Source organism: Paenibacillus sp. VCA1, from assembly GCF_031583795.1.
GTDB lineage: Bacteria > Bacillota > Bacilli > Paenibacillales > Paenibacillaceae > Paenibacillus_AQ > Paenibacillus_AQ albilobatus.
In genome coordinates this window covers 432,290-447,203 of record NZ_JAVLSX010000004.1, presented here as the reverse complement: position 1 = coordinate 447,203, position 14,914 = coordinate 432,290, and the positions used below count along the sequence as shown (strand labels likewise).

Annotated in this window: 13 protein-coding genes; all 13 read right to left on the bottom strand. The window is 52.2% G+C overall.

All coding sequences use genetic code 11. The features are described 5' to 3' along the window. Positions 1-87: 87 nt before the first annotated feature. Positions 88-1,053 carry an ABC transporter ATP-binding protein gene (locus RJP21_RS11305; RefSeq protein ID WP_310859343.1) on the bottom strand — a complete coding sequence of 322 codons (966 nt, stop codon included), beginning with the start codon at positions 1,051-1,053 and terminating at the stop codon, positions 88-90. After that, the gene (locus RJP21_RS11300) at positions 1,046-2,029 is read right to left on the bottom strand and encodes an ABC transporter ATP-binding protein (protein WP_310859342.1); all 984 of its coding nucleotides are present in this window, start codon (positions 2,027-2,029) and stop codon (positions 1,046-1,048) included. The genes RJP21_RS11305 and RJP21_RS11300 overlap by 8 nt, the downstream gene beginning before the upstream one ends. Before the next feature lie 14 nt (positions 2,030-2,043). Beyond that, positions 2,044-2,973 carry an oligopeptide ABC transporter permease gene (gene opp4C, locus RJP21_RS11295; RefSeq protein WP_310859341.1) on the bottom strand — a complete coding sequence of 310 codons (930 nt, stop codon included), beginning with the start codon at positions 2,971-2,973 and terminating at the stop codon, positions 2,044-2,046. A 15-nt stretch (positions 2,974-2,988) separates the two neighbouring features. Then, positions 2,989-3,945 (bottom strand): ABC transporter permease, encoded by a 957-nt coding sequence (locus tag RJP21_RS11290; protein ID WP_310859340.1) that lies wholly within the window; start codon positions 3,943-3,945, stop codon positions 2,989-2,991. A gap of 78 nt (positions 3,946-4,023) precedes the next feature. Continuing rightward, positions 4,024-5,775 (bottom strand): ABC transporter substrate-binding protein, encoded by a 1,752-nt coding sequence (locus RJP21_RS11285; protein ID WP_310859339.1) that lies wholly within the window; start codon positions 5,773-5,775, stop codon positions 4,024-4,026. Between the two features lie 250 nt (positions 5,776-6,025). Beyond that, on the bottom strand, positions 6,026-6,940 hold the full coding sequence (locus tag RJP21_RS11280; protein ID WP_310859338.1) for an ArsR/SmtB family transcription factor: 915 nt from the start codon (positions 6,938-6,940) through the stop codon (positions 6,026-6,028). Positions 6,941-7,249: 309 nt separating this feature from the next. Further along, positions 7,250-8,566 carry a hemolysin family protein gene (locus RJP21_RS11275; RefSeq protein WP_160044813.1) on the bottom strand — a complete coding sequence of 439 codons (1,317 nt, stop codon included), beginning with the start codon at positions 8,564-8,566 and terminating at the stop codon, positions 7,250-7,252. A gap of 397 nt (positions 8,567-8,963) precedes the next feature. Next, positions 8,964-9,356 carry a spore coat protein GerQ gene (gene gerQ / locus RJP21_RS11270; protein WP_236575869.1) on the bottom strand — a complete coding sequence of 131 codons (393 nt, stop codon included), beginning with the start codon at positions 9,354-9,356 and terminating at the stop codon, positions 8,964-8,966. 165 nt (positions 9,357-9,521) lie between these two features. Further along, positions 9,522-9,944, bottom strand: coding sequence for a cell wall hydrolase (locus RJP21_RS11265; RefSeq protein WP_310859337.1), 423 nt, complete (start codon positions 9,942-9,944; stop codon positions 9,522-9,524). Between the two features lie 243 nt (positions 9,945-10,187). Beyond that, positions 10,188-11,282 (bottom strand): hypothetical protein, encoded by a 1,095-nt coding sequence (locus RJP21_RS11260; protein WP_310859336.1) that lies wholly within the window; start codon positions 11,280-11,282, stop codon positions 10,188-10,190. 199 nt (positions 11,283-11,481) lie between these two features. Further along, positions 11,482-13,233 carry a hypothetical protein gene (locus RJP21_RS11255; protein WP_310859335.1) on the bottom strand — a complete coding sequence of 584 codons (1,752 nt, stop codon included), beginning with the start codon at positions 13,231-13,233 and terminating at the stop codon, positions 11,482-11,484. A gap of 235 nt (positions 13,234-13,468) precedes the next feature. Beyond that, a complete protein-coding gene (locus tag RJP21_RS11250; protein ID WP_310859334.1) occupies positions 13,469-14,218 on the bottom strand; it encodes an SDR family NAD(P)-dependent oxidoreductase in 750 nt (249 codons plus the stop codon). 146 nt (positions 14,219-14,364) lie between these two features. Further along, complete coding sequence (locus tag RJP21_RS11245) at positions 14,365-14,802, bottom strand: DUF2500 domain-containing protein (RefSeq protein WP_160044818.1); 438 nt, start codon at positions 14,800-14,802, stop codon at positions 14,365-14,367. Between the last annotated feature and the right edge of the window lie 112 nt (positions 14,803-14,914).

Genomic DNA, 14,914 nt, shown 5'->3' with positions numbered 1-14,914 from the left:
CCGACGTGTACAAGCAATCGCAAAAAGGCATGATTCCCTTCGGGAACCATGCCTTTCACATCTTGGACTATCAAGTTTAGTTGTACACTACGCCAAATGGCAAGCCACGAAATGCCCGCCGCCTGCGTCGCGGAATTGCGGCACCTCTTCTTTGCATCGAGCTACCGCAAACGGGCAGCGCGTGTGGAACTTGCAGCCGGCCGGCGGGTCCGCGGGATTTGGGATGTCCCCTTTCAGGACGATCCGTTCTCGTTTCAGCTTCGGAATCGGAATCGGCACCGCCGACAAAAGCGCTTTGGTATACGGATGAAGCGGATTTTTGAACAGTTCGTCCCGCGATGCGGTTTCCATCATCGAACCCAAATACATGACGCCGATCCGGGTACAAAGATGCTCGACGACGCTCAGGTCATGGGAGATGAACAAATACGTGAGCCCCCGCGTTTCCTGCAGCTTACGGAACAAATTGATGATTTGGGCCTGGATCGACACGTCCAGCGCGGATACCGGTTCGTCGGCAATGATCAGGTCCGGGTTCAAAATGAGCGCCCGGGCGATCCCGATCCGCTGACGCTGTCCTCCCGAAAATTCGTGCGGAAAACGGTCGATATGATAGGACGACAATCCGCAGGATTGCAGCACCTCAAGCACCCGTTCCCGGATTTCCTCTTTTGGCACGAGACCGTGATCGAGCAGCGCTTCCCCGATGGCATCGCCTACCCGAATCCTCGGATTTAGCGAGCTGTACGGATCCTGGAAGATAAGCTGCATGCTGGGACGGATTTTGCGCAGCTCCTCGGCGGACAATCCGTATACATCGACGCCTTTGAATTTCACCTCGCCATCGGTTTTTTCGGTAAGGCGGATGATCGTTTTGCCGACCGTACTTTTGCCGCTTCCGGATTCGCCGACAAGGCCGAAGGTTTCCCCGCGCGCAATCGTCAGGCTGATATCGTCGACCGCCTTTACGTGTCCGACCGTCCGGTTCAGCAGCCCTTTTTGGATCGGAAAATATTTTTTCAAATGATTGACTTCAAGCAATGCCTCAGGCATGGACCAGCGCCTCCTCGTACAGCCAGCAAGCGGCTTTCTGCTGCTCGCCGACTTCTTTCAAAACAGGCTGCTTCGTTCTGCAAATGTCCATGCAGTGCTGGCAGCGGTCGTGGAAATAGCAGGATTCCGTCAACTCCAGCGGATTCGGGACCTGCCCCGGGATGGAATACAGCTCATCCGTGCGCTGGTTGATGATCGGTTTGGATTTCAACAACCCTTGGGTATACGGGTGTTTCGGCGATTGGAACAGCTTGACGACTTCGCCTTCCTCCACGATTTTGCCCGCGTACATGACGATAACGTAATCCGCCATTTCGGCCACGACGCCGAGATCATGGGTGATCAGCATGATGGACATGTTGTTTTGTTCTTTGAACTGGCGGAGAATGTCCAGGATTTGCGCCTGGATCGTCACGTCGAGCGCGGTGGTCGGTTCGTCGGCGATGAGCAATTTCGGATTGCCCGAAATCGCGATGGCGATCATGATCCGCTGCAGCATGCCTCCGCTCAGCTCATGCGGGTAAGAATCCGCGATTTGCTCGGCACGCGAAATGCCCACTTTTTCGATCAGCTCGATCGCCCGTTTCCGCGCTTCCTTCTTGCTCAGCTTTTGATGGACGAGCAGCGGCTCCATGATTTGCTGACCGATTTTCAGAACCGGATTAAGCGAAGACATCGGCTCCTGAAAAATCATCGATATTTCGTTGCCACGGATGGAGCGCAGCTCGTTTTTGCTTAATTTCAAAAGATCCCGGCCCTCAAATTCGATTTGGCCGTTTACGACTTTGCCGCCCGGTTCCTCGACCAAACCCATGATGGACATCGCGGTCACGCTTTTGCCGCAGCCGGATTCCCCTACGATGCATACCGTCTCGCCTTGGCGTACGCGCAGGCTGACATCGTTGACGGCTTTGACCGTACCGTTTTCGGTATTAAAATGCGTGCTGAGATGATTTATTTTCATTAAATCTTTCATCGGAAGTTCCCCACCTACCTCTTCTGTTTAGGATCAAGAACGTCTCTGAGGCCGTCCCCGAAAATGTTGATCGCGATGACGGTGGCGAAAATGGAAAAGCCCGGAGGAACCCACAGCCATGGATGCTCCTGAAAATCGATCAGGTTGTTTGCCGCGTCGATCATGTTCCCCCATGTCGGCGTCGGTGCCATGACCCCAAGCCCGAAAAAGCTGAGCGCCGATTCGCTGAGAATCGATCCGCCGATGTTCAGAGTCGCGATCACGATCAATAACGGGACGATGTTCGGCAGCAAATGGTTGAACAGTTTGCGGCGGTCCCGGAGCCCGAGAACGACCGCGGCCTGCATGAATTCCCGTTCCCGAAGGCTCAGCATCTGGCCCCGTACCATCCGGGCGAGGCCCGGCCAGTTAACCAAACCGAGCATCAACATGACGATGTACATCCGGTATTCGGTCGGCACCTTCCAGTCGGAAAGCAGCGCCCCGAAAATAAACAGCAGCGGCAGTCCCGGAATCGTCAGCAAGAGGTCCGCGATCCGCATAATGATTTGGTCGACGATGCCCCGGTAATACCCTGCGATCGCTCCAAGAAGCGAACCGATAAAAACGGACAATACCATGGACGCCAGGCCGACGGTAAGCGAAATGCGGCCGGCCTGAAGCACGCGGGTCAAGACATCCCGGCCAAGGGCGTCCGTCCCCAGCCAATGCTTGAGGCTCGGCGGTTTGTTCATCAAAGCCATATTGACTTTATTATCGGTGTAAGGCGAGAAAAACGGCCCCACAAAACAGGCCAAAAACATAACAACGACAACGATAAGCCCCGAAACGGCGAGCTTGTTTTTCATCAGCCTGCGCATCGACTGCCTGAAAAGGGATGAAGATTTCGCAGAAGCCTTGTTTGTCCCGACCGCTCCGGGGATCGGAGTGCTGTTCAATGACATATCTGTTCCCCCCTCCTAGTGCAGCCGGACGCGCGGGTCGGCAATATGATACAAAATGTCGGAAAGCAGCGTACCGATGACGGTCAACACCGCTAACAGCATCGTAAAGCCCATAAGCAGCGGATAATCCCGCAGCCCGAAGGACTGGATGTACAGCTGCCCGATTCCCGGCCAGTTGAAAATTTTCTCGATGATCAGCGAACCACCGAACAAGGACGGAAGCTCAAAGCCCACCAGCGTGATGGCAGGCAAAAGCGCATTGCGAAGCGCGTGTCTGAAAAGCACCTTGTTCTCCTTCAAACCTTTGGCCCGCGCCGTGCGGATGTAGTCCTGCTTGATGACGTCGATCATGTTGCTGCGGAAATAGCGGGTCAAGGAACCGACCCCAAGCAAAGTCATGACAACGACGGGGAGCGTCATATGGTGAATCACTTCTTTGACGTACGCCCACCCCGTCGCGTTGCTGCCCGTCGTCAGCATGCCGCCCGGAGGCAGCCACTTCAGGTCGACGGCGCATATTTTGATCAGGAATAAACCGATAAAAAACGACGGAAGCGACATCGCCGCAAAAATCAAAACCATCACCAGCGTATCGAACCACGAATACTGCTTGTACGCGGAAACGACGCCGATAATGACGGCGATCACCCACGTTAAAAACGTGGACACGACGGCAAGCAGGAAGGAATTCCAGATGTATTCGTTAAACAGCGTCAGCACCGGCTTCTGCTGGGCCAGGGAATATCCGAAATCGCCGTGCAGCGCGTTTTTCATCCAAATGCCGTACCGTTCGAGCAGAGGTTTATTAAACCCGTATATTTCCCTCAGCTCGGCTTTGCGCTCGGGACTTAATTTGATGTTGTTGCTGATGAAATCCCCCGGTGTCAGCGCGTACAAGCAAAAAATCAACAGCGACGCAGCCAGCAAAATGATCAGCATATAGCTGATCCTTTTCGTTAAATACGCACTCATCATTAGCCTCCTAATCGCATGGTCCCCCGTCCGCGGCGATCAAGCCGCGAAGCGAGGGACGTAAATGTTTGCCGCGGATTATTGCGCCGGTTTCAGCGTCCAGTCCGGAAGACTGTTGGCCAACCCGACGAACGGGCTAACAGAAAGATTGTCGATTCTTCCATTGTATCCATAGACGGTTTTTTTGTAGCTCGTGAAAATGATCGGCAGTTCATCGTTCAGCAGCTGGAAGAGTTCTTTGTAAACTTGTTTCCGCTGCTCGATGTCGGTCGTCGCCAAACCTTTTTCATATAATTCTTTGAATTTCGGATTGTCGTAGCCTTTGATTTCGCCGTTCATGAACTGCACGACGCCGTCGGAAGGGTCGGACAGCATCGGCGTGGAGAAGGAAACGAGATCGTAATCTCCGCTTTCCACTTTCGATACGAGCGAGTTGAAGTCCGCGAACACTTCCGGTTCGAATTTCACGCCCAGCGCCTGGAAGTTTTCTTTCGCAACCGCGATGAAAATGTCGGTCTGCTTGTTTTTGGACCCTAAATAATGGATAGTCAGCGGTTTGCCGTCTTTTTCACGGATACCGTCCGCTCCTTCCTTCCATCCGGCTTCGTCCAGAAGCTGCTTCGCTTTTTCCGTATCGAATTTATACGGGTTGATGCCTTCTTCCGTGTACGCCCAGGAGATCGGGGAAGCCGGAATGTTCGCAACCGAACCTGCTCCCTGGTTGGCATCCACGTAGATGCTTTGGCGGTCCAAACCGTAGGTGAGCGCTTGCCGCACTTTTTTGTCCTTAAGCACATCGTGCTCAAGGTTAACCTGAAGGTATCCATAGGAACTAGGCGTATAAGGGATGATGTTCACGAAGCCGAGGGATTTCAGCTTCTCGATGTTTTCCGTCGTGGCGCTGAACGAAGCGTAGTCGACTTCGCCGGTTTCGAGGTACTGCCAAGTATCGCCTTCCGACGTTTTATAAATAAAGCGTTCCGTTTTCGGTTTGCCTTTGTAATAATTTTCGTTGGCCACGAAGCGGACTTCTTGTCCCGGAATGAATTTTTCCAGCTTGTACGGACCGCTGCCGACCGGGTTCGAATGCAATTTTTTGATGTAATCCAATTGTCCGAATTTATAGTCTTTGCCGTAATACGCTTTGGACAAAACCTGTCCTCCCAACATGACGAGCGCGGTGGCGTTCGGTTTTTCGAGCGTCACGGAAATCGTCTGCGGATCGATGACTTTGATCCCTTCGATGCTTTGCGCTTTGCCTTCCTTGTAAGCCTGCGCCCCTTTAACGGCGAGCGTCGGAACCATGGAATCCCCGTCATAAGCTTTGTCGAACTGAATCGTCCACGTAAACGCGACGTCATCCGCCGTCAACGGCGATCCGTCGCTGAACTTCAAGTCTTTGCGCAGATGGTATGTATAAGTGAGCTGATCGTCCGAAACATCCCATTTTTCGGCCAAATCAGGAATTGGCAGCCCTTTATCGTCTACAGTTACCAGTGAGCTGAACAACAACGAGTTGACGTTGCCGTCATAGCCGCTTTGGGTAAAGTAAGGCGTAAACGCGCCGCTCGGATCGGTAAGGCCGACGATGATCGTATCGGTCCGCTGCTTCGCGACGGCCGGAAGTTTCGACATGTCCGCTGCCGCGTAAGGTTCCTTTAATCCGGATTCGCCGCCCGGCGTTGCCGCAGCCCCCTCCTTCGAACCTTGTTCCGTTTGCGCGGCATTGCCGCTTGCGGCCGGATCCGCATCGTTTTTGTTCGAGCACGCCGCCATCAGCAGCGAGCCGACAAGCATGAGTGAAGTTAATAAAATAACGCCCTTTTTCATGAAACGATAACCTCCCATTTTGTACCCATCTCGATCATTCCTATAAGATAAGTATGAATTAAGATTCCATTAATTATTGTCTATTATAGGAACCAAACCGAGTTCTGTAAATAGAGAACTTAAAAAGTTTTCTGAAAAAATTTTTATAAGGCCCCTGCTGTATTCACGAACTTTTATTTTCACTACCCATCGAACGATAAAAAACCTCCTCACCGCCGTGTCCGGCAAAATAAGGAGGTTACCGCTTGCGTCAGTCTTCTTCTATATAACGGTATATACGTTCCTGAAGCTCGTCCAAAGCCCGTCTTCTCAAGCTGTATTCGGTCAAATTCTCGCCTTCGAAATGGGCGTAAAGTACGCCGGCGCTGCGGAGTTTCGAGATATGATCGTGCGTGATGCCCTTGGATAACTTTAAATGGCTGACGATTTCCGTGAACGTGCGCGGGCCAAGGTTCAAAAATTTCAATATTTTCATCCGGTTTTTTTCGCCGAGGCTGCGGAGCAACCGGAGATCATGCGTCGGAATGAGGTCTTCATCCCCCAAATAGATGCGCGCATTATAATGGCAGACGAGCATGCTCCCGTATTGGGCCACCATATTCAGCGGCTGAAAATGGTATTGAGGCACGAGAACGAGCTTCTCGATTTGGGGCAGCGGCTTGAAAAGCATGCCGTTCGTCGTTTCGTCGACGAATTCTTCGCCCTGGATTTCCCCCAGGCGCCGCAGCCTGTCCTGCTTCTCGCGCTCTAACGCCGGCAGGATCGCCGGGTCTACGTGCTTAAAATACTGCTCGTGCCACTCCCGAAACAGGTGCAGCATTTTTTCATGGAAAACCTCGATGTCTTCCTCCGGAAATTCGTTGCCGTTGGCGGCGAAAAGCTCGATCAAATCGCGGGTGCCCAGCTGCCCGAACCAATCGAGAAAACCGTCAACCCTCAAGCCCTTTGGAGCAACAAAAGCGGTCAAATACGCGAAGCCCCAGTCTCCGTTAACGAGCATGTCATCCAGCAGGCGGGCAAAATCAGGCGTGAGCCGCTCCTTTGTTTCTTGTGCCCAGCATAGGGCGAGATCTATCTTTTTGTGTGACTTTCGACATATGTAGGAATGCAAGCTATTCATAAACTCGTGAACGGGTTCAAACGCAATTTCTATATCAAACGCCAACTTGTCTCTCCTCCCTCCCAAAATATGAACTAAATTGACTTCATTATATCGTGAACACTTTAACGCATTCCACTATTTCAATCGAAATACTTTGTAATTTATGGCGTCGTTGTATAATGGCTCTCTTGTGGGCCGATGCAGATAGTTGCCATCATACCAGAAAATCCACCCGTCGTTCAACAATGCAAAATCCCCCGCAGAATAAGGTGCCTGGCTTCGATATGTCGGTTCAGGTCCTTTGCGGGGTCTTTCGAAAAACATCAAAAGACACGGGCCAAATGCACCCGTGCCTTTCATCTATTTCACACTTTATGCGCCCGCTTCCTCCGCCATAACCTGCGGTATCAGAAGCTTAATCCTTGAAATGCGCTTGTGATCCGTTTCTTCCACTATGAAAATATGTCCATCGATTTCAGCCGATTGCCCCTTGTGCGGCGGGATCGTCTCGATGTGGGAATACAGCCAGCCGCCTACGGTGTCGTAGTCCGACGTATCCAAATCGAGTCCGAATCGGTCGTTGATTTCATCGATAAGCATCAACCCGTCAATCGAATATTCATTCTCATGAATCTTCTCGATGCCAGGACGTTCTTCGTCGAATTCGTCCTGGATTTCACCGACGATTTCTTCCATAATGTCTTCCAGGGTTACGAGCCCGGATGTGCCGCCGTATTCATCGATCAAAATGGCAATCTGGGTCTTCCCCCGCTGCATCAGCTTCAGCAGAGCGCTGATCTGAATGGATTCCGGTACAGCAAGGATCGGACGAATTAAAGCATTATATTCGGTAGCCGTAGAACGAAGCAAATCCTTAATATGAATGAAGCCGATGATATGGTCCTTATCGCCGTCGCAGACCGGGTATCTGGTTCTCATGCCTTCGTAAGCAATTTCAAGATTTTCTTCGCGGGAAAGCTGCGTGTTGAGGCAGATCATTTCGGTACGGGGAATCATGATTTCCCGCCCGGTCGTCTCCGCAAAATCGAAAATGTTGTCCACGAGCGCAAGTTCCGTATTGTCGATGAGCCCGTTTTTGTTGCTTTCCTTCATCAGAATCCTGATTTCTTCCTCCGTATGGGCGGATTCGGATTCCGAAGCCGGGGCGATCCCGAACAGGCGCAATAGCGCGTTGGCAAGCCCGTTCAATACCCAGATGAACGGATACATCAGCTTATTGAAATAAACCATTGGAGCGGCGGACATAAGCACGACCGATTCCGCTTTGCGGATCGCCATCGATTTCGGCGCCAGTTCTCCAAGCACGATATGAAGAATCGTAATGATGAGAAACGCGATGACCACGGCAATGCCGTGAACTGCGGCTTCTCCAAAGCCCAGGGCGTGAATCAGAGGTCGGACCAGACTTGCCACGGCCGGTTCCCCTAGCCATCCAAGTCCAAGTGATGCCAGCGTGATGCCGAGCTGGCAAGCGGATAAATAAGCATCCAGATTGTTGACGATGCTGCGGGCAAACGCCGCGCCTTTGCGTCCTTCGTCAACCAAAGTTTCTACGCGGCTGCTCCTGATTTTTACCATGGCAAACTCCGCGGAAACGAAAAAACCGTTCAATAATACAAGTACCACTACCCAAATCAAATTGATCAAACTCGGTAAGGGGTCAGTCAATCTTCTTCCTATTCACCGCAAGTCTTGACCGGCAAATAGGTACACCTCCTTCGTATCGTAAAATGATGATTCCTGTCATGCATAAAAATAGTGTTGGCCGTCAACTTCCCAATGGATCCATCTCCTATCTATAGTTAAGGTTTTTCGCAAAATCCGCTTGTGTATGATTTTGGAATATATATTTAATTATATATTTATACACTGGACAGTCAAACCTTAAGGTAAGTCTGTATATGACAGGGACCCGTTGTTTTTGCAAGCAAACATCCGCTAAGCAGGCAAAAAGAGCCGCCCCCTGTCTTTTATGACATTAAAGGCGGTCTTTTCGGCGCTTTAATCCAAATACGGAGATAAACTTCCCGCCGCACTCTACATCTAGAAGAGCGGCAATCCCTCGTTACCGGCTTTGGGGCGGATTGCCGATCACGCCGGGATATTGGTAAACAAGGGGCTCGTTAAACGTGATGAAATCCAGATTCAGCGTCAACAGCAGGATGCGCTGACCGGTGGACCGTTCGGAAATGATGATATGGTCCCGACCGGCGGCTTCGATGACGCCTGTGAAAATTTTGGCGTTCCATTGGGAGTTGTTTTCGTAAGTCATGTAGAAAGTTCCCGTTTTTCCCAAATTCAAACGCAATATGTTTTCTACATAGGACTGCTCGAATTGCTGCGGCGCTTGGACTACCGCTCCCGTCGGGGTCATCGGGCTGCCGCTTGTGACTGAGGGCGGAACCGTTCCCATTGTTCCCATCGTTCCTGGAGTTCCCATCGTTCCTGGAGTTCCCATCGTTCCTGGCATTCCAATTGTTCCGGGCGTTCCCATGCCGCTTCCCGATATTCCCGGATATCCGCTGCCCGTCGGATAAGGCGCCGGACGAAAAAATTGAGGCATCATACGTTCAAATCCTCCTTAATTAAGTACAATTCGTAGCTTTTGTTCGTTATTTTCGAATCAATACACATTCGGACAATCCTCGCTCGAAGGACTAAAGAAGCAGTGATTTTTAAATCGTCCGGTATTCGCCTGGTTAAACCAGGTCGACGGACAATTGCCCGTGGGGCGGAAAAACCATAAAGCGTTGGAAGCCGGCCAAAACCGTTCGCCGTTAATATTGCGCTGCGCAAGCCTGATGTCCTGTTCTCTGGCCCTTTGATAAAAATACGACTTCGTCGGGGCTTCAAAACCGCCTGGGCTTTGATAAACCATATCCCTGATGCTGCGGATATTGTTGAAATCCAGACAATTTCCGAGAATCCGGTTCACGCCGACGTTGCCGACCATCAGCATTCCAAGACTCCCTTCACCTTCGGCTTCAGCCCTCATCAAACGAGCGAGCAATCGGGTCTGCCCTGTATTCGTTTTGATAACAGCCAAGATTCTACCTCCCTGCAAGAATGATTTTCCATATAAGTGTATGTGCATTCGCCCAGATGAGTGACAACAAATCGCTGCAACTTGTACTTTATTGCGACAAGGATAAGTCAATTCTGACGATTTTCCCCTTCCATTCCCGATCGGCCAACGAAGAACAAGCGCCTTCTCCGGTTATCATCGGGAAAAGACGCCTATCCTATAGGTTCGCATTTCCTCCAAAAAATTAACGGCAGTCCGCTCGAATCATACGGACGAATTGGTCAGCGCATCGACCTGCCGGACGATTTGGCTTGCGATCGAGCGAAGCTCAGCCGGATCCAAAGCCGCATCGAAAGCTTCCCATGCTTCGTCGCGAATCCGCTTGATGTCCGCCAAAATGGAAATCGAATGTTTCATGGATGCCGAATATCTGCTCCGGATCTCGGCGATTTCTTCCGCGAACGCCTCGTCCGTGCCTGGTTTTATGGCCAGTTCGTACACGTCGAGAATGCTGTCGCCTTCGCGGCTCGGAAAATGCTCATGCGGCGCGGTGCTGTCGAAAACGGCCAGGCTGAGCTCCGGAAAAATGAGCATATCCAGGCTGTTCGGATCAAAGCCGCAGTGGTAAATTTCGGTGTCGATCCCCCGCGTTTCCGCTTCTATAGCCAATTTCTTAAACATGGTGGATTTGCCGGAACCCGGACGTCCCTTCACGAAGATGCGCGTGCGGAGCGTTTCCGTCAAATTCGGCACGTAGTCGATTGCCCCTTGCCACGTCGCCGCGCCGAGGAACCGGCGGGTAACGTTCGCTTTTTTGGAACGGAACGGGATCAGGCATTCGTCGGCAAATTCGGCCGTGATTTGATTGGCGCGGTCGCGGTCCAGGTTATCGATATAAAATTTTTCCCATTCGTCGTGTATGCGCAGCGTTCTTAAAAAAGAGTCGAACGCCTTCGGGTACAGGTCCGCGATTTCCCGCTCCTTCTCCTTCACCTCGGCTTCGGCTTCTTCGAAGAGCCCTGCCCGCAGCGCCGCGGTAGCGTCGATCACGCGGATTTCCGTGCCTTCAAGCACGGGATCGGCGCTCCACGCGTTTCCGTCGACGATGCCGATCCGCGCTTCCTCCAAAATGATGCCTTCCAGCCGCTTGCTGTCCAGCGTTTCATGTATATAATGCTTCGTCCAGCCGTTGTCTTTCCATGCTTCGGCCAGCTCGCCAAGCACCTGGGAGGTTCCCGGACCGATCCGCCCGTCGATGACAAATACCGTATCCAACCCGCTTAAAATGGAATCGTACAGCGTATACAATCCCGCCGCCGTATTGCCGCGCCCGAAATAGTGTTTCTCAAGTCCTGCCATTTGCGTTCACGCTCCTTTATCTCACTCGCATTGCCAACACCTTATGTTATGCCTTTTAGGCTTTCTGTGTGAATGCCCAGATGATCCGGCCTTAAGTCTGGTGCCGCGAAGCGGCATGGAAATCTTATATATTAAAAAGCCTCTTCCCGGCTTTAAAGGCACGGGCAGAGGCTTTGACGGAAAAATTCGTTTTAACGGGTTATGGCTTGGCATTTCGCCAATAATCGTAGGCGTGCACCACGTTGCCGGTATAGGAAGGGGAATTCGAGAACAGTTCCGGCAGCTTGGCAAGCTCTCCCTCCATATATTCCGCTCCTTTTTCGAAGAAGCTGATGTGGGCGCCCTCATAATTTTCTTTCATCTCCACCGAAATGAGGATCGGCTTGCCCAATTCGTTCGCAAATCCGATTTCTTCTTTGGAGACGCCGGCGATGCCGTTGGACCCGGCGGCCGTATTCCGGAATGCCATCAACGACACATGGTCCATGCGCTGAATCATCCATTTGCTAAGCGAAACGTCTTCGCCGGGGGCTTTATATTTATCCAGCCAAACCGCCAAATCCATGCTGGCTTGCAAATGGGAATCTTTCTTCAGCTCGGTGACGAACGCATCCAGATTGGATGCCCATTCCGATATGACCCGCTTGTCATCGGTTTTCCATTCCGGCAGGACATACGGCTCGATATCCAAATGGATGCCGTGGAAACGTTCGTCCCCGTCCACCGCGCGGTTGTAGTCTTTGACGTAATTGACGAGCTTCATCATTTTGGGCCTGCTTTCCTGAAGCGCCCAAACCGGGTGTCCTCCCATCGCATGGACTTCAATCCCCGCGGCGGACGCCTCTTTGACGAAGGTCCGATACGCGCTGAACGGCTGCTGCAAATCGAGGCGGACGTAAAGCCAGTTGAGCTTTTTCTCCTTGGCAAAGTCAAGGATTTCCTGTCCGTTCTGCAGCACCTGGTTCGCTTCCCAGATATACGTGCCTCGTACCGTTTGATCCCGGTTGACCGGTTCCGCATCCGGAACCATGTCCCCTGGATCGGGCTCGGGATCCGGATTGTCGCCGCCGCTGCCTCCTTCGTCGGGCATGTTCTCCCAATAGCGGAAGTCATGTATGACGAGTCCGGAAAAAGAAGAATGCGAGCTCAATTGTTCGGATAACGCCGAAAGCGATTGGTTCATCTGTTCTTTATTCCGGCCGTAGAACGTGGTGTGGCTCTCCCCCGGCATTTGCTTCGTGTTCACGCCGATCAGTACTTTTTTGCCGAGCCTGTCGCCCAAATCGAGTTCGTCTCTGGACAGCGGGATGATCCCGTAATCGGAGTCGATTTCATTACGGTAGGCGAGCACGGTGATGTGATCGAATTGACGCATCAGCCATTCGTTGAGAGATCCGCCCTCCGACGAGCTGTAACCGTCGAACCAGAAAGGAATATCGATGCCGAGCTCAAGACCGGAGCCGGATGTTTTGCCCAGAAAAGCGGTCAAGTTGCTCTCCCAGGTTTGAATGACGGCATTCGGATCCTCTTCCCACTGGGGTAGAACATAAGGTTCTATATCGAGATGGATGCCATCGAACCGGCTTTCGGGCGGCGCGACGGCATTATAGTCCATCGTCCATTCGGCAAGGCCAAGCATGCGGTCCAGATATTTCGGCAGCGCCCATCGCGGATCCCCGCCCAGCGCATGAACGGCGACATTCCCTTCGTGTGCGCGCCGCACGAACGTTTCATAGGTCTCTTTAGGCAAATCCCGATTGATTTGCAAATAGATCAGATTGATGCCTTCTTTGTGAGCGAAATCCAGCAGATGTTCTCCACCATCCTCGATTAGTTCCGTCTGCCAAACCCAAGTGGCCTTTACTCCCTTCGACGGGGAGTCGAATCCTGTAAGCAGGACCGCGGCCAGAATCAGCAGGACAGCGAGCCATCGAGAATTTTTGACAATCATAATTTCCCTCCATTCCTATGTGAGGACTCCCCAATCCTCAAGTAGTAAACGGAGTAATTATAGCATTGATCCCCTAAAAAAAGATGAGCCGTAATCCTTAAAGGAACAGGCTCACCTTATGGTCCGGCAAACGAAACTGCATAAAAGGAACTATGCCGGTGACGGCGTGTCCGTCCGCTCGGCGTGCGATAGTGAAAAAATGGAAAGCTTTAGGGCCAACTGCGCAGGAGAAAAGTTACGGTTCGTAAATCATTTTTCGAGTCATTCCCCCATCAATCACCAAATGAGTCCCGGTTACGAAAGAATTGTCCGGGTCTGCCAAATATAGGCAGGCTTTGGCGATATCCTCCGGTTTGCCTACCCTTCCGGCCGGATGCTGCTCATGATCCGCTTTTTTCAAAGCGTCGTAGCTCTGCGTTTCGATCCATCCCGGACTGACGCAATTGACGCGGATCCGGTCCGGGCCGAGCGATACGGCCATCGCGTGGGTCAGCGCCACGATCGCCCCCTTCGAGGCGGCGTACGCTTCCGAGTTCGGTTCGGACATCAGCGCGCGCGTGGATGCAATGTTGACGACGGCTCCCGGAACGCCATGCTTTTTCATCGAAAAGGCCGCTTCCCGGGTGGCGAGAAAACAGCTTCGCGCATTCGTATTCAAGACGTCGTCCCATTCCTCGACGGACAGCTCCAAAGGAGACTTCCAGCGGGAAACCCCTGCATTATTGATCAGCGCGTCGATTCTGCCGTATTCTTCTTCCGCGGCTTTCATAAGCCGCTTTATGTCTTCCTCTTTTCGTACGTCGCAAGGGACAAAAATAGCTTGTCTGCCTTCATGCCGAATGGCCGCCGCCGCTGCTGCGCCTTGATCCCCGTTCAAATCCGCCAGGACGAGCTTTGATCCTTTTTCCGCAAAAGCCTTCGCCACGCCGTACCCGATGCCTTGGGCCGCCCCGGTCACAACCACGACAAGATTTTCAAATGACATGTGTTATTCCTCCTTGGTACTTGCCTAACCTGATGCCTCTACTTTACTTTCACCGGAGCCGCGTTTCAAGAAACATTCGCAAAACGCAAAGGACCGCATCCCCAAACAGATGCAGTCCCTTTCATTCGGCACGCGTCATTTCCGTATTACAACCGCTCATAATTCCGATATCGCGCCCCCGCTTCGGCTTCTCCGGCAAACCGCATGCGCCGTTCAAAGCCTTTGTACCTCGTGCCTTGAAACGTAAGCCTTCCCGAATCCCCTTCCGCGCACAAGCCGAACTCTTTGCCGCTGACGGGAAACTCCATCCGGTCTCCGCTGTCCACTTCGAACGTAATATAATAGACCGTATTCGTATGGCTGGTCATCTGATCATTCGGTTCATGCGTATGGCGTTGATGGACTTCGGTCCGCTTGCTGACGATCCGGGAGTCGACCGTGAGAACAGGCTGCTTGTTGTTCCGCCCCCACTGCAGCAATCCTCTGCCGGCAGACACAGCGATGATACCGATAATGGCAACAAAAAAGATCGGCATGACTTTACCGAAGAAGTCAAACATCCAAAATGACGATTCCCCTGGCATGCTTCCCCCTCCTTTTCAACTTTAGGCTGAGCGATGCTTCCTATGCGGGCCTGTTCATAACAAGTATATGCGGGGAAAATGACAAAAAAACCACTAGTCCTTGTCAGACAAG